This is a genomic window from Rhizobium sp. L43 (genome assembly GCF_002531725.1).
GTDB lineage: Bacteria > Pseudomonadota > Alphaproteobacteria > Rhizobiales > Rhizobiaceae > Rhizobium.
Genome location: NZ_NWSQ01000019.1, coordinates 68841 through 89399 on the forward strand (window position 1 = coordinate 68841; position 20559 = coordinate 89399).

Genomic DNA, 20559 nt, shown 5'->3' on the forward strand with positions numbered 1-20559 from the left:
GACGGGTCGAGACCCGTGGCTCGACCCCGGTCGGTGGCGGTAGCCGGATGAGGGGCACGCGGCGATCTCCTGGGGCGGAAATTCGTCAGTAGAATCAACGCCAAACGCTCTTGACCGGTTTCGCAGGCACAACCCATTAAGCCTTGACGACTGCAATCACCCCTCCGGGGGCGACGCAAATCGGCTCGCATCGAACAGATCAGCGGCGGCGACCGGAATGATATCCTTGCCTGACGGCGCGACATTGACCTCCCGATGAACCATGCGGGGAGAAAGGCGAGGCGCGCTCAATCCCATCACCTCGCCGGGAGAATGCAGCGCCCATTTCATCAGCGCCGCGTCGGACGTCGATCCAAGGAAATTTGCCTCTTCCCAGGAAGCGGTCATCGGCAGGGAGGCGATCATATCGGCGCCCTGCCTGGAGGCTCCTTGCGCAACAACGAGGGGCTCGAAGCGCGCGTGGGCCGGCAATGCAGAGGTTGGTTTATCCGGAAGCACGGCAATCGGGCCGATCGATGCAGTTTCCAGTTTGTCATCCACATCAGCGTCGGGCGCGAGAGCGGCCGGCCGCATCGCCGGTATCGGAATCGACAGAGATGAAACATCCCCAGCCGACCGCTTGTCATCCCGCTTTTCATCCGGCTCGACCGCACCGGTCTGCAGCGCCAGCGCATTCAATGCCCGGCTTCGGGGCGTGGGCAGCAGCGCCGTCACGAGCTTGTTGTCTCCGGTGTCGCCGCTCGGCCTGGTCGAGGTTCCCGCGTCTTCGTCTTCTCCCGCGCTGCTGGCGATCTGGATCGAGCTGGGGCCGCCGCGCTTCTTGTAGTTGGCAATCGCCTGACTGTATCCCGGCAGCGGCCGGCCATCGGCCGGGAGATGCATCGTCTGCCCATTCGGGAAAATTCGCGCGAGTTCCTGCCGCGACATGCGCGGCCAGGCCCGGACATTGCCGACGTCGAGATGCACGAAGGGCGATCCCGAGCTCGGGTAATATCCGACACCGCCGACCTGCATCTGCATGGCAAGCGCCCGCAGCGTCGCAAGCTTGACGCCGGGAACGTAGAAATCCATCGCCTTGCCCAGCATGTGCTGGCTCTTCTTGGCGACACCGGTGCTGCGCGAACGGTTGCGCAGCATGTTATTGGTGGTGGGGGAACGATAGGCGGAGACGATGTGGATGTAGTCCTTGCCGCCGCTCTTCTTGTACACCTCCCAGACCAGGTCGAGCAGCCGCGGATCCATCCGGGTCGGCTCGTTCCTTCGCCAGTCGCGCAGAAACCGATTGATCTGGGCAAGGCCCTTCGGATCGAACTTGCCGTCGCGCTTGTAGGTAATCGTGGCCCTTTCGCCGGTATGGGTAAAGAACAGCTTCAGGGCGCGATCTTCCGCCGAGGCAAAAGATGCAGAACCGACAAGTGCCGGCAGTGCAAACAGAGCCGGCAGAATGGTCTGCGCGGCAAAACGTTCCGCACGCGACAGGAGCGCGGCAATTCCACCCAAGGCTCTGCCCGATAATCCTTGCACTGAATACTTCAACACGACCAATCCCGCCCACACCAAACACTCGACGACGGGCGGGAACTCCGCATCCATCACGCTCAGTAAAGCCAGCTTATGGTCAATAAATTCCTAATAAGCGGATGCGCGAGCTTTCCTTCCCGCCGGTCGGCGGTTAGGCGACGACCGAGATCGGATAAGCGAAAGCGAGTCAGCTATGCCGGTCGCTGCAAGGATCTCATCTGGCTCCAGCATTGCTCATTGCCGAGATCGATTGTCGAGCTTGGACGGAGGGCGGTCGGTTGCGCCACGCCTCATATAAGGGATTGCGGGAGGAGCAGGATAATGTCGCGGTCTATGAGTTAGATTAACTTCCCAACCGCTACCGGCCGCAACCCATGCAAGGCTTGATAATTCCCATCAGACTCAAAATCATGAAGATCGATATAAAGGAGGTCACCACCAGCACAAAGGGCATGGCGAAGAAGAACTTTGCTTTCGGCTTTGCTAAGAAGCGCTGATGCTGCCATTGGGAAAAATAGATGTCGGGCCCGAAATCCTTACTGAAATCGAAGCCATTCTTCCGGTAGAAAATGATGGATCGGATGTACCAATACCAGTTGTAAGCGCAAAAGCCGCCCACGACGCACAGACCGATCCACAGTTGAATTCGATCGTCACTCAATCAAGCTTCCCCATCAATGTTGGCATCCTCGTCTTTCCCGGTGTCCGGCCGCTTAATTCGATGGAGAAGCGGAAGACGTGCGACCAGCCTTCGGCTGAGAACTTGCAGTTCGTTCGGATTGCCCGGCATGCGGCGGTACCAGGAAGTCGAGGAGACCGTCGCCCCGCAGGTCAGCGGTTCTCCTTTCCAGAATGTCACCAATCAGGGTCGTCAGAAATTCCGCTGTCATATGGTTCCAGTCTGTGATGAACGGAACACCCCTGCTGCTGGTAAGGCATTTCTCCTTGTCGTAATCGCAGTGAAGCTTAACGATATCGACGTAGGTGAACGCAAGATCGGATGGGAACAATGGCAGTTGCGCCAAAGGCTGGTTGGCCGGCGGATAGCTCGCTTCCCGCAGGCAGATGGAGGCATCGGATTTTCTTTGAAACATCAGCCCCAGGCACGAGTGCGATTCATCGAGCTGGAAATAATTTCCGAAAACGAAAATGCGCGCGTTATCCGAGTGGCTTTTCATCCAGGAAAGAAGCTCGAACCGGAAGGGGTTGACGGTGTACTCAAAGGGCCGAAGGCTGGTGAGGAAGATCGCTTTCGTTCGGCTGAGCAATGATTTGTCGTTGATATATTTTTCAAAGGGAATGCAGTATTTATCGTAAATGCTGGCGCGAGAGGGGGCCTTAACAATATCGTTCTTGATCTCGACCATGCAGTTCAAGTAGCTGAGTGCCACGATTTGATATCGGTCGGCATCGATGTAATTTTTCAGCGCGATTGACCAGTTTCTCGCGTGCGAGTCCCCGATGATGAAGATAATCGGTTTCCCGGCTTGAATGTTGTCGTTCAGGCTTAGAAAAGTGCTTTCGAGCCGTGCTTCGTTCGCCTGCGCCAGAGGTGAATAGACTTCATCCAGCCTGTGAGGAAAACCGGCCATAGTGATTGCCGACAGGACAGCAGCCGCGATGGTAACAACGGATGAGCTCAGGGTGATCCAGAGAGCGCGGCTTCTCCTGGTGTGGCGAAAGGGCTTTTCGATGACGACGAAGCTGACGACCGCGACCAGGACCGTCACGACGACGGCAAGAAACTTATCGCTGTTGTCGAAATTCAAGCTTGTCAACCGCCAGAAGGCGAAGACCGGATAATGCCACAAATATAAGGAGTAGGACACCAATCCGGTGAGCGCCGCGGGCCGAGACGCCAACAGGCGTCCGGCTGCGTTCTGCTGACTTGCGAATGCGAGCACCAGACAGGTCCCGATGACTGGGATCAAAGTCAACCGGCCAGGATGAACCGTATCCTTTCCAAACAGGATGAGCGAACCAAGAACGAGGATAAGCCCGGCCGCCGCGAGCAACGGCTGAGGGCGGGTTCGTCCACGCTTGACCTCGTGATAGGCGAGAAGTGTTCCGGCCAGCAGTTCCCAGGCCCGGGTAAATGGCGAGTAGAAGGCCTGTTGCGGGTCATGCCGCACCGTGACGATACACCATACAAAGCTTAAGGCTGCCGCGAGCAACACACAGGGCAAAAACCTTGATTTCAGGTATCGGCGCACGAGGAGCAATAAGACCGGAAAGCCGATATAAAATTGCTCTTCGACGCTCAACGACCAGGTGTGAAGAAAAGGTTTGAGAAGGGTATTGGGCTCCCCGTACTGAGCCGCAGTAGAATAAAAATAGATATTCGATCCAAACAGGAGCGCCGACCCTATGGAGTTCGCGTAGTCTGTGAGTTCCAGTGGTAACAAAAAATAATAGGCGAGGGGAATTGTCGCGAAAATGACTGCGAACAACGCCGGCAGAATTCTCCGCGCGCGCCGGGCATAGAATTTAAGAAAATCGATACGCCCCGTTGCTTCGATTTCCGTCAGCAAAATTTGCGAAATCAGGAAGCCGCTGATCACGAAAAATACATCGACGCCAATGTATCCACCAGAAAGCAACGTGTGGCCGGCAACCGTGAACTCGGCGTGGTAGAGAATAACGGCGATCACCGATATGGCCCGTAAGCCATCAATCTCTGGTCGGTAAACCTTCAATGGTAGCGCCTGCCTTCGCTATCGAGAGCGTCACTTTGGTCGCGCGCAAGAGTGGCGCTTTGGGGCTCCCTAACACAGAGATGCTGCGCCCGTCGATCCAAATGATCAGGGCAGCGAAAGGAATAGCCGGTGCTCCGCTCCCACATTGTCCTCGCAGCGCCAATCTGTGATCGCCTTCCCACGCGCAACGCGGCTTTCTTCATGTTGCCGCACGCGGGATTACTGGCAGGCGCGATCTCTCACCCAACTGGATGATTGCAATCGCTGGTCCGGGCTATAGTTGAAGCAGCGACGGGGCTCGATCTTCACGACGACCTCTTTTCAAAAGATCATGCCCGAGCAAGCAAATGTGGCTGGTGTCAAGGAACCTTCGTGGCTGGACCAGCCCCGATTAGTCATCGGATGATGATTAAAGGTCACGACCATGCGCAAAACGCTGGCAGTCGGCGCGGCCGCCTTGATCACCATGTACTTTCTCGGCGGCACGAGCGCGAGACATGAGATCTTTCCGTGGCCACAACTTTCCGCGCTGAAGAAAATGGTGGGCGGAGAGAAGGCAGCGGCGCCAAGCCGATATACTTTCGACGATAAGGGGCGGCTCATCGGGGATGAAACGAAAACGGCTGTGACCTGCCCGGCTCAAACGGATCGAACTTCTGTCTTGCTCATTCTTGGCCAATCGAACGCGGCCAATGATGGGGGACAACGACACCGGTCGAATTATGGTCTTAGCGTCGTCAACGCCTTTGACAAACGGTGCTTCATCGCCGCGTCGCCACTTCTTGGATCGACCGATACCAAGGGAGAGTACTGGACGCTGCTTGGCAATTCTTTGATTGCATCGGGACAGTATGACAGCGTCGTCCTCGCGCCTCTCGCCTATTCCGGATCGGAGGTCGCACGCTGGGCAAAAGGCGGTGACCTCAATCCAGTGCTGGTCGATACAGTCAAACAGCTTCAGGAGTCCGGTTATCGGATAACGGGCGTCCTCTGGGTGCAAGGAGAGGCGGACCTCGTTCTGGGCACCACTGCGCAGGCCTACCAGGACCATTTCATGTCGATGGTCGACACATTGCGTCAGAACGGCGTCGAAGCGCCCGTTTACATTTCGATCGCATCGAAATGCCTGGAACCGAGCAACGGCGGCTTCAAGGAGCATATTCCAGACAATGCGGTCGTGCGGGCGCAACTGGCCCTGTCAAAAAGCGGCCACGGTATCCGAGAGGGCGTCAATTCCGACACGCTGCTCGATGGAGACGACCGCTACGACGATTGCCATATCGGCGGCTCAGGCGCGGAGAAACTGTCGCAGGCCTGGCTGAACCTTCTGCGCGGCGATCACGGCCCGGAAGCCTCGAGATAGTCTTGCCTGAACCGGTTTTCGCAGCTTCGCACGCTTCGGCCCCCGTTCGCTATTCGGCACCCTATCGCTTGTCATTGATGTCACCTCGCTCTCCGACGGGGGGACGGTGGCGAAGATGACGTCGTCCGGCGCCAATCTATCCGCCAGCAGACGCGGATGACTGAAAAGAAAGCGAGGACCCGGCCTGCTGACCCCGGCCGCGATTGCCGTCGGATCAACCGCTGATGACGTCAACCCTCCGATGAATGACGTCAATATCGAGTGATGCTTGGGTTACCCCTATTGCATAACTGGACCGGCCTTGATTAGTCCAATAGGCTCCATGCTATCGGGTGATGAGTAAAGGGTAACGAGATGCGTAAGACGCTAACAGTCGGCGGGGCCGCCTTAATCGCGATATACTTCGTCGGCGGCATGAGCGCGAGACATGAGATCTTTCCGTGGCCACAACTTTCCGCGCTGAGGAAAACGGTTGTTGGAGAGAAGCCGGCGGCCCCAAGCCGATATAGTTTCGACGACAAGGAACGCCTCATCGGGGATGAATCAAAAACCTCTGTGACCTGCCCCACTCAAACCGATCGAACGGCTGTCTTGCTCATTCTTGGCCAATCGAACGCGGCCAACGACGGTGGACAACGACACAGGTCGAATTATGGCGCTCGCGTCGTCAACGCCTTTGACAAACGGTGCTTCGTCGCAGCGTCGCCACTTCTTGGATCGACCGATACCAAGGGAGAATACTGGACGCTCCTTGCGAACAATTTGATTGCCTCGGGACAGTATGACAGCGTCGTCCTCGCGCCTCTCGCTTATTCCGGATCTGAGATCGCACGGTGGGCGCCCGGTGGCGACATCAATCCTGTGCTGGTCGATACAATGAAACAGCTTCAGGATTCCAACTATCGAATAACGAGCGTGCTCTGGGTGCAAGGAGAGGCGGACCTCGTTCTGGGCACCACTGCGGAGGCCTATCAGCAACGTTTCATGTCGATGGTTGACACGCTGCGTCAGCACGGCGTCGAGGCACCCGTTTACATTTCTACCGCATCGAAATGCCTGGAGCCGAGCAACGGCGGCTTTAAGGAGCATATTCCAGACAATCCAATTGTACGGGCGCAGCTGGCCCTGTCAAAAAGCGGCCATGGTATCCGAGAGGGAGTAAATTCTGACGCGTTGCTCGATGGGGATGACCGCTACGACGATTGCCATATCGGCGGCTCAGGCGCGGAGAAACTGTCGCGGGCCTGGCTGAACCTTCTGCGCGGGGGTAGCCGCCTGGAAGCCTCGCGATAGTCTTCGCTGAACCGGTTTCGCACCTTCGCACGCTTCGGCCCCATCCGCTATTCGGCACCTTATCGCTTGTCATTGGTGTCACCTCGCTCTCCGACGGGGGTGGACGGTGGCGAAGATGACGTCGTCCGGCGCGCCAATCTATCCGCCAGCAAACGCGGATGACTGAAAAGAAAGCGAGAACCCGGCCTGCTGACCTCGGCAGCGATTGCCGTCGGATCAACCGCTGATGACGTCAACCCTCCGGAGGCGACACAAACCGGCCGGCATCGAATGGTCCTGCGGCGGCGACCGGAATGACAGCCTCACCCGAAGTCGCAACCTTCGCCTGACGATGAACCGTGCGGGGCGAGACGCGAGGCGCGCTCAACCCGATCGCCTCGCCCGGAGAATGCAGCGCCCATTTCATCAGCGCCGCCTCGGAGGTCGATCCCAAGAAGCCCGCTTCTTCCCAGGATGCAGTCATCGGCAGCGAGGCGATCATATCTGCGCCCCGCTCGGAGCTTTCCTGTGCAGCTGCGAGGGGATGGAAACGGGCGTGGGCCGGCAATGCCGGCGGCCGTCGTTCCGGAAGCGCCTCGATCGGTGTGGCCGGAGAGCGATAGGCGGAGACGATATGGATATATCCTTGCCGCCGCTGCGCTTATACACCTCCCAGACCAGGTCGAGCAGCCGCGGATCCATCCGGGTCGGCTCGTTCCGTGGCCAGTCGCGCAGAAACCGATTGATCTGGGCAAGACCCTTCGGATCGAACTTTCCATCCCGCTTGTAGGTAATCGTCGCCCTCTCGCCCGTATGGGTAAAGAACAGCTTCAGCGCCCGATCTTCCGCCGAGGCAAATGATGCGGAGCCGACAAGTGCCGGCAGCGCAAACAGAGCCGGCAGAATGGTCTGCGCTGCGAAGCGTTCCGCACGCGAGAGGAGCCTGGCAATTCCGCTCAAGGCTGCGCCCGATAATCCTTGCACTGGATACTTCAACACGAACAATCCCGCCCACACCAAACATTCGACGACGTGCGGGGACTTCCGCATCCATCAGGCTGCGTAGAGCCAGATTATGGTCAAACGAGCGGATGTGTAAGCTTGGCGAATTGAGGATGCGGCCCATCCGAGGCGCAATCGCAACCGGCGTCCGCGAGTAGCTACTAACCGCCAGCCTCGCTGATCGGTATAGGCGCGACGTTTGCACAGAAATGCGCACCCCGGTCGGAACTGGAAAAGTTCGCTGAACAAATTCTAAGCATGCCTTCAGAAGTGCGAGGGATCCTCATAGCCTTCCAACTCAGGGCATCCCCTGATGTTGCCGAAACCGATCGTTCGCCGGTCGCCTGATTCATCCAGACCTCTGAGCATGATGATATTCTCATCCTGCTGTATAATCTCGCTGCGATAGATGCCGGCCCGAAGCGCCCGGTTTCTCGCCCGGCTTATATTGCATTGCCCGGGCGGTGGAGTGACGTGCCAGTATCTCGTGCCTTGCCCATCCGACTGCCATCCGCCGGAAGCGGCAAATCCCGACGGGCTGGATAGCAGTATGCCAGACGCCAATATCACGCTGCCTAGAACCAGTTTCATGTCATCTCCGTAAGCCGGCGTTTCAGAGCCCGTCACCATTCTGCCTGTCGCTGTTGCAGCCGATCCTTGATATGTTCCGTGGCGGTTTCCAATGGTGTCGCAACGATAAATGGCTCACGCTAACACTGTGCTAACGCCAACTCTGGCTGCAATTCGTGACATTGAAAACAAAGAGTTTTTCTCGATGACCTCTCAAGGACAGGGGCGAGTATAGAGTCGATACGGGACGGATTGCTGCCGCACCTCCGATGATGCGTGAAGAAGCTGAGCAGGATCTTCAGATTCCACGCGAAGCCGTGGCCGACAGTCTCGACCACGTTCCGGAGCGGCTCGATGCTATGGCGCAAGCACGAAGTTCACCAGCCGTCCAGGGACAACGATTTCCTTCAGCACCGCCTTGCCCGTCAACCTCGACCGAACGTCAGGCTCTTGCGCAGCCAGCCTGACGAGTTCATCAGCGGCGAGCGTCGAGGGAGCCTGAATCCTGCCACGCAGCTTGCCGTTCACCTGAACGATAAATTCTCTCACATCATCGTCGGCGAGAGTGGGGTCGTATGTCGGCCAGGGTTCATGCGACAGACTTTCCGGATGCCCCAGTATTCTCCAGAGTTCCTCGGCAATGTGCGGCGCAAACGGTGCCAGCAGCAGCACGAAGGATTCGACTGCTGACCGTGGCGTGATGTCCAGCCCCGTCAATGCGTTTGACAGCTCCATCAGCTTTGAGGTCGCCGTGTTGAAACGCAGTGCCTCGATGTCGTTGCCGACAGCCTTGATCGTCTTGTGAAGAACGCGCGCGATCTCCGGGGACGGCTTCGCATCGATAATTTTGCTCGACACCATGCCATCCTCTCCAATGGCGATCCGCCATACGCGATGGAGGAAGCGGCTGACCCCTGATACACCGGACATTTGCCACGGCTTGGCAACGTCCAATGGCCCCATGAAGAGTTCATACAGACGCATGGCGTCGGCGCCGTATCGTTCGACCACCTCGTCAGGATTGACGACATTGAGTTTCGACTTCGACATCTTCTCGACCTGGCGCTCGACCTCGATTTCTCCGACATACCAGCGACCGTCGCGCTCGGCCGCATCCTCGGGTCGATAGTACCTCCCGGTCGCATCCTTGTAGCTGAAGGCCAGGATCATTCCCTGGTTAAACAGCTTGCGGAACGGCTCTTTGGACGTCACGACGCCGATGTCGAACAGGACTTTGTGCCAGAAGCGGGCGTAGAGCAGATGCAGCACCGCGTGCTCGGCTCCTCCCACATAGAGATCGACGGGCAGCCAGTATTTCTCCTTCTCGGGATCGATCGGCGCGGTCACGTTCCAAGGATCGGCAAAGCGCAGGTAATACCAGCACGATCCCGCCCATTGCGGCATCGTGTTGGTTTCCCGCAGAGCTTCCATGCCGGACTTCGGATCGACTGTTCGAACCCAATCGCCCGCCCGTGCCAGCGGCGGCTCCCCGTCCGGCGTTGGCCTGTACTCGGTGAGTTCGGGAGGCAGCAGTGGCAGGGCATCCTCCGGCAGGGGCACGATACTGCCGTCGGCGGCATAGAGGATAGGAAAGGGTTCTCCCCAGTATCTCTGCCGCGAGAACAGCCAGTCGCGCAGCTTGTACTCGGTGCGCCCCACACCAACACCTTGCTCGGTCATCCAGGAGATCGCCGCCGTTCTCGCCGTTTTCGTCTCCATTCCATCCATGAATCCGGAGTTGACCATGACGCCTTCGCCAGTCCACGCAACGGGCGGCACATTGCCGGAGGGGGAGCCAGACGCCGACACGACTTCGACGATCGGCAGCCCGAACTCCTCAGCGAAATCGCGGTCACGGTCGTCATGGGCGGGAACGGCCATGATTGCGCCGGTGCCGTAGGTCATCACTACGTAGTCAGCGACCCATACCGGAACCCGCGAACCATTCGCCGGGTTGATCGCATAGGCTCCGGTGAATACGCCGCTTTTCCATTGGGCTTGCGACTTCTCTATTGCGCTCATTGCCGCCGCGCGGGTGCGGTAGGCGTCGACCTCTCCGCGTTGGCCGGCGGAAGCGATGGCATCGATGGCAGGGTGCTCAGGGGAGAGGACGATGAACGTGGCGCCGAAGATCGTTTCCGGACGCGTGGTGTAAACTGTCAGGGAACTCCCGCTACCCTCGACATCGAAAGTCACTTCAGCGCCTTCCGATCTGCCGATCCAGTTGCGCTGCATCGCCTTGATACCATCAGGCCAGTCCAGCTCGTCCAGATCCGTAAGCAGGCGGTCGGCATAGGCGGTGATTTTCAGCATCCACTGACGCATCGTGCGACGTTCCACCGGGTCTCCGGTTTCCACGTAGCGGCCGTCCTTCACTTCCTCGTTGGCGAGGACCGTACCTTGTGCCGGGCACCAGTTGACGGCAACTTCCGCCTGGTAGGCCAAGCCGGCCTTATACATTTGCAGGAAGATCCATTGCGTCCATCGTACGAACGCGGGATCGGTGGTCGAAATCTCCCGGCTCCAATCGTAGGAAAAGCCCAGACGCCGGACCTGCTTCCTGAAATTCGCGATGTTGCTCCGCGTGGTGATCGCTGGGTGGACGCCCGTCCGCACGGCATATCGCTCGGCGGGCAGCCCGTAGGCATCCCACCCCATCGGATGCAGGACATTGAAGCCCATCATGCGCTTGTACCGAGCCACGACGTCGGTCGCGGTATAGCCTTCCGGATGACCGACATGCAGGCCGTCGCCGGACGGATAGGGAAACATGTCCAGGACATAATATTTCGGACGGCTTTGGTCGTCCTCGGTCCTGAATGTCTGGTTTTCCTCCCAGTATCGTTGCCATCGCGGCTCGATCGTCTTGGGGTCATATGGCATTGCGAATTCCCTTCTGTCTCGAAATTCCGACCGAAGAGGAATGGCAACAAAAAACCCGCCTCTTCGGCGGGTTGCTGCATCTTTAAAAACGCGAGCGCGTGCTAACCCACCATCGGAATGATGGCGAGTAGGAGCTTTGCATTGGTGCGCGCGGTGTTCATGTCTTTTTTGATGACACGGAACCGCTTTCCTGTCCAGTCGCCGGCGGCGCGGTCAGTTTGACGATGTGCAAATGGAACTGGCGCACCGCACCGGGTGAGGAAGACAAATTTATCTACGCCATCGCCCTCGAAAGCCCTCCTTTTGCAAGGAAGCGTCTATAGTTCTCAGGTGGCGGCATCGGGCAACCGGTCGATAGTCCGGGGCTATTCCAATCTCTTGATAATGTAAGGAATATTCCTTAAATACAATGAGAACCAAATGGGAGCCGACCATGGCTGCATTGCGGGAGGAAGAAAGCACGATCACCGCGAAGGGCCAGACCACCATTCCCAAGGCGGTCCGGCAGGCATTGGGCGTGGATTATGGCGGGCGCATCACCTTCCTCGTCGACGATCAGCACCGCGTCTATGTCGAGAAGGTTGCGGAAGAGGGGAGCGACCCGGTTGTCGACCGTTTCCTTGCATTTCTGGCGCAGGACATGGCCAAGAACCCCGGCACATCCATTCTCGCCTTGCCGTCCACGCTGCGCGATCGCATCGCCGCGCTGACCGGGACTTTAGATGTTGACCTCGATGCCGAGATCGACGGGGATGTCGCACTCTAGCCATGCTGACGATCAATGGCTGGACCATTCTCCGTGACGCCTTCCGGCAATCGGAAATCAAATCGGACAACAGCCGATCGCAGATGCACGGCCGGCTCGATCTTCTTGTCGATCGCGTCGACAAGGTCGAGGGCACGGTCTCAGCGGTTAAGGAGGATATCTCGGAAATGTGGCCGGTGACCGATGACGTGCGCAGGTGGAAGCTCAGGGGCTCGGAGCGCTTGGGATCGTCGGGATAGGAGCTTCGGCGCTTACCTTCATCATCACCAAGTTTGGCGCCTCTGCTGCGGGGTGGTTTGTCGGAAAATAGCGGGATGGCTCAAAGTAAACTGAGCTATTGCATTTGCTATCGCGAATTGCGATCCGAAAAAGCCCCGCCGATATAGGGCAAGTCCATGGATTGCACAGGAGGATCACCCTGCTTCCTGTAGATAAAGGGGGACCAGTTGGGTTCCCGATCATTGATCGCCGAGGATCAAAAAGGAGCCCCGGCGAAGCGGGGCAAGTGAGTGCTGGAAAGTACCGGACCGCACAGGAAAGGAAGGGAAGCGGACACCCCAGTATGGGGCGCCTGTGCGATCCTTGTGGCCTAACTGTGGATGGCTGGAAAAGTTCCTTAAGGTTCCGGACCAATTAATGGCTCCTAACCGGCAGGAGAAAGCGGATCGCGAAGATTGCAAGGGGTGTGTGCCGCTGGAGACAGGAGACTCCTCTGCGCGATCCGCTCCGAGCCAAGTAACACTTTTGTGTGACAATAGTTCCGGTACAATTCTGCACGGTAATAGTATTGCCGACGTCAATGCCAAAAAAAGCCCCACTAGGGAGCGGGGCTAAGGTTGAGGTGGGTCCCTCAGCGAAGTGTAACGAATCTCCGCACGACCCGAAGGTTTTACGGTCAACGAAGCATATTGTTCCCGTGCCTACAGATTTTTTTAATCAATCGCACCAGTCATTCCGATGCCTCGGGGTCCAGGTGCGCGCGAAGCCTCCCGAAGCAGCTTCTTCCCAATCTCTTCACCGTTCGTTCGATAGATGTTGACGAGGGGCCGGTGCGACGGCGTCTTGTCGACAGCGCCGCTCCGTACGATCCGCAATCCCTTTTCAGCCAAAAGTTCTTTCAGCCTTCCCTTGGCGATCAGCGCCAGCTTCCGTTCCTTGATGCACTTCGCATGGCTTCCGATCTCCGGCGTATCGATGCCGCTGACGAATGGAACTCCTTCCCCCAGCAGTCTCATGTTTTGGCCGTCGCATTTTACCGTGTCTCCGTCGACGACGGTCAGCGATGCACAGATGATCAGTCCAGCGATCATTGAACGATATTTCCATGTTCGGCCGCCTCGAGCTTCCGCCTGAGAGCCTGTTCCTGCTCGTATGACTTATGTGGAAAATGCTCGAAGCACCACCAGCGCGTCGCGCCGGCCGGGGAGGCGCTATTGCCCCAGCTTCCCCATTCCTTGCATCCGTCTTCCTCGCAAAAGTGGATGTACATTTCCGGCGCTTTCGTCAGGGCCGGCTTGTCGGTGTCGCTCATTCATCCCTCGTCACAGCAGTAGCCTTGGCTCGGCATTGGTCTCAACCGACATTGGCGCCGTTGACAGAATGATGAGCTGATCATTGCGTAGCGGACGCTGCAGCTTGCTTGCCTCCTCCCATGGCGCAGTGAGCCATGTTTCGATCTCGACCTGATTAGTGAGGATCGCAGGCATTGCCTTCTGATGTATCGGTGCGACGACGGCGTTTGGCTCCGTTGTCAGGAAGCTAAAGAGGTCAGCGGTAATTAAGCCCTCCTTGATCTTCCGTACGCTCTGCCATTGCGGCACCCAAATTCCCGCAAAGAACATCAGCGGGCAGCTCGAATCAGCGGCGAACCACGCATTCGGCGTTCGTCCGCCCTCGGGCTTGCTTGCAGGGTCGGGCTCAGCAAAACTTGTGAAAGGCACGACGCAGCGAAACTCCGCGCCGTGCCAGCGTTTCCAATGCTTGCTCGCGACGTTTCGGACATTGGTTGTCCCGCCGTCCGGCTCCATCTTCAGAAGCTCTTGAAAATCGAACTCCTTGCCTTTTTTGCGCAGAGCGTCGGCACGCTTCGTTGCTGCCTGAAATATAGCTTGGGAAGAACTCGGCAAACCCCAGCGGACCTGGGCCAGTTCGCGGCCGGCCGGCGTATTGCGCACGATCGGCGCCATCCGGTCGGGCCAGATCTCCGGCGTCGGCTCCATGTTGCCGGTGCTGTCGATCATCGCGCGGGTAATTCCGCGGATGGCCTCCTGGTTACTGAGCATGCTGTAGAGATTGCACACATCGCCCTCCCTTGGCGTCCACGCACCTTTTCGGCTGACTTCATCGGTGTCGATGAGTTGACCGCTCCAACGGTCCCTGAATTGACGTGCAGCTTCGCGATTGCTGAAACAAAAGACAAGATATTGATCCCACTCGATCCAAGCAGAATAGGATTTCGAGGCTTGCTCGAGTGCAAGCGCAGAGGTGAGAATGTCACCCCTTTCACGGTAGCTGTCAGCAGATTCGCCGCTCTGATAGCTGCCCCACCAGATGATGACATGGTGCGGCAATTCCAGGTCCAGCCTCCATCGGGCTAAGAGGTTATCTCGTCTCGATGCCATCTTGAGCCTACATGGTTTCGTCGCGCCATATCGGCATGCTGACGTCGCGCAAGCCGACCAGACGTCGAACCGGCAACTTTCCAATATCGCTGGTTGATGGGGAGTAGACGCTCACGTGGATATAGTCGCGCTTACCGCACTCCTGGCAGCGAAAACGGACGCGATCAACGGACGTATTCTTCTGGAATTTCAGAATGTCGTCGGGCAGATATCGCCTTGTAATCCTGCAATATTGGCATTGAACGACGAGAATATGCCCGACGGCGCTCGCATCGGCCAAAGACCAGCGGGCGAGCTTCTTGGATTGGTTCATTTCCGGCATGGCAAGCCCGTCGACTTTTGAGCGCCGTCTTCAGTTCAAGCCACTGCTGCTCAGTGAATTTGTCCCTTTTCCTCTGCCTCAACGCGGTCGATCGCATGATGAGTGAAGGCGTCAAGGTTTTCGAAGAATTTCATGTCGGTCAGGAATTTGTGGACTTTGACGACCACATCCTCCGGATCTTTGTATTGGTACCAAAGGGGCGGCGTGGCGAGGTCCTGTATCTCGCCGGTCGACGGTTCCAGCATGATGGAGCGGTACATCCCGCACCCGTCGCCTGAACTGGCATCTACCGCGACATCGTACCGGCCGCACTTGGCGCCGGACTCTCGATCAAAAACCGTAGCTGTCATCAGCTCGGCACCGGCGCGCCCTTCGATAGACTTCAACAATTCATCGTGCGCGTCTTCTGCTTCGAAGGGAGCGAGAGGGCCCCAACAGATGCCAGTGAGGGAAGTGACGCGCGCTTCAATGCGCACAGCTTTGCCATCGGTCGAATGCGTTCGCATCGTCGTTCTCCTGGTTTACGTTCGTTCTCGGATTGGCGCTTTTCTCGCCGGGATGTTCTTATTATGTTCTCATCTGGATGTGAGTCAATAATCAATCTGGGTCAATTGCTTTTTTAGGTGTTGCTGATGAAGTTGCGGCATGACAACGCCGCCCCGCAAGCCTTCCAAGCCGCTACTCGGTGAAGCCGATGTGCTGCTCCGCAGTCGCCCACGTCGGCGCCGAAATCCTGACCAGCCCAATCTCCCCTTAGATCCGATGCCTGATCGCATCGAGCCCTGCCTTGCTTTGCTGAAGCCGAAGCCGCCGAAGGGCGACGATTGGGTTTATGAGATCAAATGGGATGGCTATCGCCTGGCCGTCCATATCGAGCCATCGGGCGTCCGCATCCTGACGCGCGGCGGGCATGATTGGACGGATCGCTTTCCTGCAATCGCGGCTGAAGCAAAACGTCTTCCAGTTTCAACAGCGATCCTCGACGGTGAAGCCGTCGTGTTCGACGAGCATGGCCGGTCAGATTTCGGGAGGCTTCAGCAGTCGCTGGGCGGCCGCGGCGGAAAGCGGACGTCCCGCGAAGCGGTCTTGATGGCGTTCGATCTCATCTATTTCGACGGCCATGACCTCACCGGAACCGAACTCACCGCCCGACGCCATCTCCTCGAAGGGCTGGTGTCAGCCGGCGGAGAAGAGGCCATTCGTTTATCCGAGGAGATCGAGGCGGATGGCGACACGTTATTGAGGATAGCATGCGAGCATGGACTCGAGGGCATCATCGCCAAAGACCGAAACAGCACCTATCGCAGCGGTCGGCTTGGCGACTGGATTAAGATCAAATGCGTCCAGAGCGACGGCTTCGTCATCGTCGGCTATGAGAAGTCAAGCGCATCGTTTGGTGGCATCGGGCGGCTTCTGCTCGCGGCGCGCAAAGGTAGCGATCTCGTCTATGTCGGGGGAGTGGGGACCGGCTTCAATGAGCGTTCCGCCGCCGAGCTTAGGACGCAGATGGATAAGCTGGTCATCGGCAAGCCCGCGATCGACACGGGGAGAAAGCGAAAGGCGGTCTTCGTCAGACCGGAGTTCGTTGCCGAGATCGAGTATCGGGCCTGGACGCATGACGGAAAGCTGCGGCATGCGTCATATAAGGGGCTGCGGGAAAAGCAGGACGATGCGGCGATTTACACGCTGGAATGATTGCGCCAGCGCTATCCCGGCACGCAATTGTGGCAGGGCGTGAGAATCCCCAGTAGAGCCAAGACTATAATGAGCAGAATGAAGGACGTCCCCAGGACCCAAAGCGGCCAGTCAATCAGGAACTTTTCTCTTGGCTTCACCCAGTCCTGATCATGCTCTGCAAACTCCGATCGGAATTTAGGGCCGAAATCTTTGGTGAAGTCGAAGTCATTTCTAAAGTAGAAGATGAAGGATCTGATGTACCAATACCAGCTATAAGCACAAATGCTTCCGACAAAGCAGAACGCGAACCACAACTGAATTCGAGCTTCACTCAATCAAGCTTCCCCATCGGTATCGCGGTCTTCATCGAGCACGTGCACCGGCAGATAGGTGTTCTTCTCCATCATTCACGCACGATGAACTTGATCGTTCATTGCGCGTCATTCCAAATTCGCCGGCCAAGTCACACAAGGCTTCCTCAACATCATCATCCATCGAAACGGCGCCAGCATTGCGCAGTCGCAGTGCTGCCCGACGGAGCATAATCTGCAGGTCCGCTCGCGAGATATCTGCGATGCGATCGGCGGCGTCTTCGAGGAGAGTGGCGGTGTCGGGCATCGTCACGGCTTCACTCCGCCACTGTCATTGGGTACTCCACAGCGGAATTCATGGTCCACCACGACTTGCTGGTCGAACGGACAATTGGACCACGCGCGCGGGCGCGGGAAGGCGCAGTTGCTGAAGAGCGCACTGGCCAGAAATATGAAAATGAAGCGGGTCATCATTTCTACACTACAACGTCCGCGGTGATTCTTGTAAAGGCAACCGGCCACACGCTGTAATAAGAGGGGAACCCATATGCGTACCGCCGAACTCGTCCTCGCGACCTTGATGGCCGGATGCTCGGCGATTTCAGCGCTCGCATCTGATCCCAGCGTCTGTCATGCGGTCGCTCCGCCGATGGCGAGTTTCTTGCCTGATCTGCAGGCATTCGTAGAAGGAATGAGGCGGACCGACGCTGCCTTCGGTGTCGCCATTCCCCATTTCGACGGAGAGGAAGCGGAGAGTATGCGGCAGCTCAGCGACAAGGAAAAGGTGGCGTATGCAGCGATGAAGGAATACGCCGCTCAGATGGAAACTACTGCCCGTCTACTGAAGAAGTGCGCGCAATAGGCGGCAGGAAAGATCTATGGATTCGCTTCGGAGCGTCCTCGATCTGTTCAAGAATCTGGATCAGCCCCAGAACCACATTTTTGTTTAGGCGGGCCATGATAAGGCCCGACCGTTCAGCTATCTCGCCGGTGCGCCGGTCAAATATAGTCCAGGTGTCGTTTTGCTCCTGTGGGCGCCGAAGCGCGGACTCTGCCGATCACGGGCCTCATGGTCGACCAAAGGGACGTCGCGCTGTCCAGGATGTGTTAGGCTGGAAGTGTCACCATCTCGGCAATGTCTGACAGCGTCCCCAGTTCGATGTTGAATGCAGCCGCAGGCATCTGGCTTGCGGTGGGGAAGGCGCACAACCGCCACTCGCGCTGATAGGCGAACTGGAAATGCTTCAGGTGGACAGGCTTCTCGTTCCTATGAACGAACGAGCACGGGTCATAGTACTGGACGGGTCCGACCTTGATCTTCACGCCGGGCCACAGCTTCTTCAATCCACTCTGGAACCGTGATGCGAAGGCCGTCGGCTTCCGGATGATGAGCGCTGCGTCGGCGCTGAAGTCATCCGGCATGCGCCGGTCGATGTCTCGGCAAGCGCACCATAGAACGTAATCTGGGCATCGAACCGTCTCCTTGATGAAGCCATCCTCGATGGCTCCTTCGAAGCCCGTCGTCGTCTTCGCTCGCGTCCGCCCGGCTCGGACAGCCTCAAAAGCCGGATGGTCGAACTGGCGCTCGCTCTCCAGGTCATGCATCGCCTTCGATAGACTCGCCTGAGAATAGAAGGTGGACGGCGTGACACGCACTTCGCCGTTGTTGAGCAGCTTCTCGATATGCTCTCGTTGGCCGAACTTCACGATCACGCCGTCGAGGGTCTCGGGATAGCCCTTAAAGAGACGCACACCGGTGGGTTCGCCTTTTGTGAAATACTTGTCCATCATCTCGTTGCCATCAGAGATGACCTTGGTTGGGATGCCGCCTCGCGTGCCGAACTCCATCGTCAGGTGGGTGAACAGGGGGCCGAACATACCCTTCTCGTCCGCGAAGTCTTCGCGCGGCGCGACCTGCCCCGCCGCCGTCAGGCGGACATTATTGTGGTATTGGTCCAGCCAGCGCTGGGCCAGATACGCGTCGCTCGCAAGCATGAGGTAGGGCGTCTGGCAATACTCGTAGCGCCACCAGTCACTCCGAGGCAGAGCACCCTTCTGGTCGATGGTGGCCTTGTAGCGGGCTGCGGAATGTCTCCAGTAAGCCGCTTTCTGATCGAGTGTACCACTCCACGACATCGTGCGAATCCTATGGGCTGCGCTTATCCGTGGATACTCTGGCCTCAGACGCCTTGCAACGATCGCGGGCAGCAACTCCAGTGGACAACTACTTGACTCATATGGAATCCCTGTGTTGGAACGGAGGTGAGTCGTGGAGCAGGAATTGTCTTACAGGCAGAAGGCGGACGCCGCCGTGCGCGATCTCCTACTGGAGTTCGAGTGCCAGCCGATCCTGTTTGTCGGCAGCGGCTTGTCCAGGAGATATTTCGGCGCCCCTAACTGGCATGAGCTTCTGAAGGCGATATTCAATCGGATCCCTGACGGCCCCGACACATACGAGTACCTCCGGCAGAAGCACGACGACGATCCCATTGCCATCGGCTCTGTCCTGTCGGACATGGTCTTCGAGTGGGCTTGGAAGGAAGCGCGCGGAGAGTTCCCGGAAGAGTTCTTCAATTCGAAAGTTAGCAAGGATTCTTTCCTGAAGCATCTGGCGTGCCAGCATGTGGCGCAGATCACACCGGCGATAGCCGACATCGATGACGCTTCGATCCAGAAGGAACTGGAAGCGCTGGCGGTCATCAAGCCCCATGCTATCATAACAACCAACTACGATCTCTTTCTCGAGCAGGTGTTCGATGGCTATGAGCCGATCAGTGGCCAGACCATCCTGAGATACAACACCAATAGCTTCGGCGAGATCTTCCATATCCACGGAGACGTGTCGGATCCCAAGTCCATCGTTCTCACCAAACGCGACTACGACGAGTGGACGGAGAAGAAAAAATACGTCTCTGCAAAGCTGCTGACCTATTTCGCCGAGCATCCGGTTTTTATCGTGGGCTACGGCCTAAACGATCCGAACGTTAAGGCGATCCTCCGGGACATCGGCGAGCTCGTCGCGGACGAGAATGGCCTCATTCCCAACGTCTACCAGATAATTTGGCGGCCAGACGCTGTGGAAAAGCATCCGCCGGATCAGTCGATCTTCGCAGTCGAGGGGCGGGAGTTCCGGATCCGAGCGATCCATACGAACGACTTTGACTGGATCTTCAAGGCATTGAAGAGCCAGTCAGCGCTTACTTCGATTAATCCGAAGCTCGTCCGCGCTCTCGCCGCTCGCACGATGAAGCTCATCCGACATGACATACCGTCCGGATCTGTGCAGGTCGACTACGATGTCCTTGAGCGTGTAGCCGCCGAAAGGACTTTCTTCCGAAGCTTCTGGGCATTACGGTCATCGATAACCCCAATCAGTCCCACCCCTATACATTGACCCAGTTGTCTCAGCGGATCGGGTTGCCGAATTGGCAGGCAGCGAACCACCTTCTGAACAGGATCAAGGACGAAAAGGGTATCGATCTTCGTTCATCGGACAACCGGTACCACTGTAAGATCAAGACCGGGAACAAGGCGTCGAGTATGGCCCGCAAGTGG

Annotated in this window: 16 protein-coding genes and 5 pseudogenes; 8 read left to right on the forward strand and 13 right to left on the reverse strand. The window is 57.6% G+C overall.

All coding sequences use genetic code 11. The annotated features are described in order from the left end of the window. Positions 1–156 precede the first annotated feature (156 nt). Positions 157–1593: a DUF882 domain-containing protein gene (locus CO667_RS23745; RefSeq protein WP_097620752.1), complete on the reverse strand. Its 1437-nt coding sequence runs from the start codon at positions 1591–1593 to the stop codon at positions 157–159. Positions 1594–1728: 135 nt separating this feature from the next. Between CO667_RS23745 and CO667_RS35965 the strand changes: the two are divergent. Further along, positions 1729–1868 (forward strand): annotated as a pseudogene (locus tag CO667_RS35965) (ATP-dependent DNA ligase); the annotation flags it as partial. An 11-nt stretch (positions 1869–1879) separates the two neighbouring features. Here CO667_RS35965 and CO667_RS23755 read toward each other — a convergent pair. Continuing rightward, a complete protein-coding gene (locus CO667_RS23755; protein WP_097620753.1) occupies positions 1880–2182 on the reverse strand; it encodes a hypothetical protein in 303 nt (100 codons plus the stop codon). Positions 2183–2234: 52 nt separating this feature from the next. Continuing rightward, a complete protein-coding gene (locus CO667_RS23760) occupies positions 2235–4217 on the reverse strand; it encodes an acyltransferase family protein (RefSeq protein ID WP_097620754.1) in 1983 nt (660 codons plus the stop codon). 424 nt (positions 4218–4641) lie between these two features. Between CO667_RS23760 and CO667_RS23765 the strand changes: the two genes are divergently transcribed. Both CO667_RS23765 and CO667_RS23770 read left to right on the forward strand, forming a co-directional pair. Then, a complete protein-coding gene (locus CO667_RS23765; RefSeq protein WP_097620755.1) occupies positions 4642–5580 on the forward strand; it encodes a sialate O-acetylesterase in 939 nt (312 codons plus the stop codon). A gap of 354 nt (positions 5581–5934) precedes the next feature. Beyond that, on the forward strand, positions 5935–6873 hold the full coding sequence (locus CO667_RS23770; protein WP_097620756.1) for a sialate O-acetylesterase: 939 nt from the start codon (positions 5935–5937) through the stop codon (positions 6871–6873). 232 nt (positions 6874–7105) lie between these two features. Here the strand turns inward: CO667_RS23770 and CO667_RS23775 are convergent. The 3 genes and pseudogenes from CO667_RS23775 to leuS form a co-directional block, all read right to left on the reverse strand. Then, a pseudogene (locus tag CO667_RS23775) lies at positions 7106–7902 on the reverse strand (DUF882 domain-containing protein). Positions 7903–8118: 216 nt separating this feature from the next. Beyond that, entirely contained in the window at positions 8119–8445 is a 327-nt protein-coding gene (locus CO667_RS23780) for a hypothetical protein (protein WP_097620757.1), read from the reverse strand. A 336-nt stretch (positions 8446–8781) separates the two neighbouring features. Further along, complete coding sequence (gene leuS / locus CO667_RS23785; RefSeq protein WP_097620758.1) at positions 8782–11307, reverse strand: leucine--tRNA ligase; 2526 nt, start codon at positions 11305–11307, stop codon at positions 8782–8784. Positions 11308–11740: 433 nt separating this feature from the next. Between leuS and CO667_RS23790 the strand changes: the two genes are divergently transcribed. Beyond that, positions 11741–12073: a type II toxin-antitoxin system PrlF family antitoxin gene (locus tag CO667_RS23790; RefSeq protein ID WP_097620829.1), complete on the forward strand. Its 333-nt coding sequence runs from the start codon at positions 11741–11743 to the stop codon at positions 12071–12073. 2 nt (positions 12074–12075) lie between these two features. After that, positions 12076–12383, forward strand: a pseudogene (locus CO667_RS23795) (DUF1515 family protein). 626 nt (positions 12384–13009) lie between these two features. Here CO667_RS23795 and CO667_RS23800 read toward each other — a convergent pair. From CO667_RS23800 to CO667_RS23820, 5 genes and pseudogenes are all read right to left on the reverse strand, one after another. Beyond that, a pseudogene (locus CO667_RS23800) lies at positions 13010–13383 on the reverse strand (thermonuclease family protein). Continuing rightward, a complete protein-coding gene (locus CO667_RS23805) occupies positions 13380–13562 on the reverse strand; it encodes a hypothetical protein (protein ID WP_245433246.1) in 183 nt (60 codons plus the stop codon). Before CO667_RS23805 ends, CO667_RS23800 begins: the two are co-directional and overlap by 4 nt. A gap of 52 nt (positions 13563–13614) precedes the next feature. Further along, positions 13615–14643, reverse strand: coding sequence for an SOS response-associated peptidase family protein (locus CO667_RS23810; protein WP_245433243.1), 1029 nt, complete (start codon positions 14641–14643; stop codon positions 13615–13617). Between the two features lie 58 nt (positions 14644–14701). Beyond that, the gene (locus CO667_RS23815; RefSeq protein WP_097620761.1) at positions 14702–15016 is read right to left on the reverse strand and encodes a hypothetical protein; all 315 of its coding nucleotides are present in this window, start codon (positions 15014–15016) and stop codon (positions 14702–14704) included. Between the two features lie 50 nt (positions 15017–15066). Beyond that, entirely contained in the window at positions 15067–15522 is a 456-nt protein-coding gene (locus tag CO667_RS23820; protein ID WP_097620762.1) for a hypothetical protein, read from the reverse strand. A 139-nt stretch (positions 15523–15661) separates the two neighbouring features. Between CO667_RS23820 and ligD the strand changes: the two genes are divergently transcribed. Beyond that, positions 15662–16711, forward strand: coding sequence for a non-homologous end-joining DNA ligase (ligD, locus tag CO667_RS23825; protein WP_097620763.1), 1050 nt, complete (start codon positions 15662–15664; stop codon positions 16709–16711). A 317-nt stretch (positions 16712–17028) separates the two neighbouring features. On the opposite strand, the pseudogene CO667_RS23835 reads toward ligD, so the two are convergent. After that, a pseudogene (locus tag CO667_RS23835) lies at positions 17029–17317 on the reverse strand (CopG family transcriptional regulator). Positions 17318–17551: 234 nt separating this feature from the next. Between CO667_RS23835 and CO667_RS23840 the strand changes: the two are divergent. Further along, positions 17552–17866 carry a hypothetical protein gene (locus tag CO667_RS23840; protein WP_097620765.1) on the forward strand — a complete coding sequence of 105 codons (315 nt, stop codon included), beginning with the start codon at positions 17552–17554 and terminating at the stop codon, positions 17864–17866. Positions 17867–18111: 245 nt separating this feature from the next. On the opposite strand, the gene CO667_RS23850 is transcribed toward CO667_RS23840, so the two are convergent. Continuing rightward, complete coding sequence (locus CO667_RS23850) at positions 18112–19140, reverse strand: hypothetical protein (RefSeq protein WP_097620767.1); 1029 nt, start codon at positions 19138–19140, stop codon at positions 18112–18114. A 133-nt stretch (positions 19141–19273) separates the two neighbouring features. Between CO667_RS23850 and CO667_RS23855 the strand changes: the two genes are divergently transcribed. Further along, positions 19274–20398 (forward strand): SIR2 family protein, encoded by a 1125-nt coding sequence (locus CO667_RS23855; RefSeq protein WP_210421749.1) that lies wholly within the window; start codon positions 19274–19276, stop codon positions 20396–20398. Positions 20399–20559 lie beyond the last annotated feature (161 nt).

Excerpts from the sequence above, each read along its gene's own strand:
- leuS (WP_097620758.1), bottom strand. The coding sequence starts at position 11,307 with ATGCCATATGACCCCAAGACGATCGAGCCGCGATGGCAACGATACTGG.
- CO667_RS23840 (WP_097620765.1), top strand. The coding sequence starts at position 17,552 with ATGCGTACCGCCGAACTCGTCCTCGCGACCTTGATGGCCGGATGCTCG.
- CO667_RS23745 (WP_097620752.1), bottom strand. The coding sequence starts at position 1,593 with ATGGATGCGGAGTTCCCGCCCGTCGTCGAGTGTTTGGTGTGGGCGGGA.
- ligD (WP_097620763.1), top strand. The coding sequence starts at position 15,662 with ATGACAACGCCGCCCCGCAAGCCTTCCAAGCCGCTACTCGGTGAAGCC.
- CO667_RS23765 (WP_097620755.1), top strand. The coding sequence starts at position 4,642 with ATGCGCAAAACGCTGGCAGTCGGCGCGGCCGCCTTGATCACCATGTAC.
- CO667_RS23770 (WP_097620756.1), top strand. The coding sequence starts at position 5,935 with ATGCGTAAGACGCTAACAGTCGGCGGGGCCGCCTTAATCGCGATATAC.
- CO667_RS23790 (WP_097620829.1), top strand. The coding sequence starts at position 11,741 with ATGGCTGCATTGCGGGAGGAAGAAAGCACGATCACCGCGAAGGGCCAG.
- CO667_RS23820 (WP_097620762.1), bottom strand. The coding sequence starts at position 15,522 with ATGCGAACGCATTCGACCGATGGCAAAGCTGTGCGCATTGAAGCGCGC.
- CO667_RS23780 (WP_097620757.1), bottom strand. The coding sequence starts at position 8,445 with ATGAAACTGGTTCTAGGCAGCGTGATATTGGCGTCTGGCATACTGCTA.
- CO667_RS23815 (WP_097620761.1), bottom strand. The coding sequence starts at position 15,016 with ATGCCGGAAATGAACCAATCCAAGAAGCTCGCCCGCTGGTCTTTGGCC.
- CO667_RS23850 (WP_097620767.1), bottom strand. The coding sequence starts at position 19,140 with ATGTCGTGGAGTGGTACACTCGATCAGAAAGCGGCTTACTGGAGACAT.
- CO667_RS23805 (WP_245433246.1), bottom strand. The coding sequence starts at position 13,562 with ATGTACATCCACTTTTGCGAGGAAGACGGATGCAAGGAATGGGGAAGC.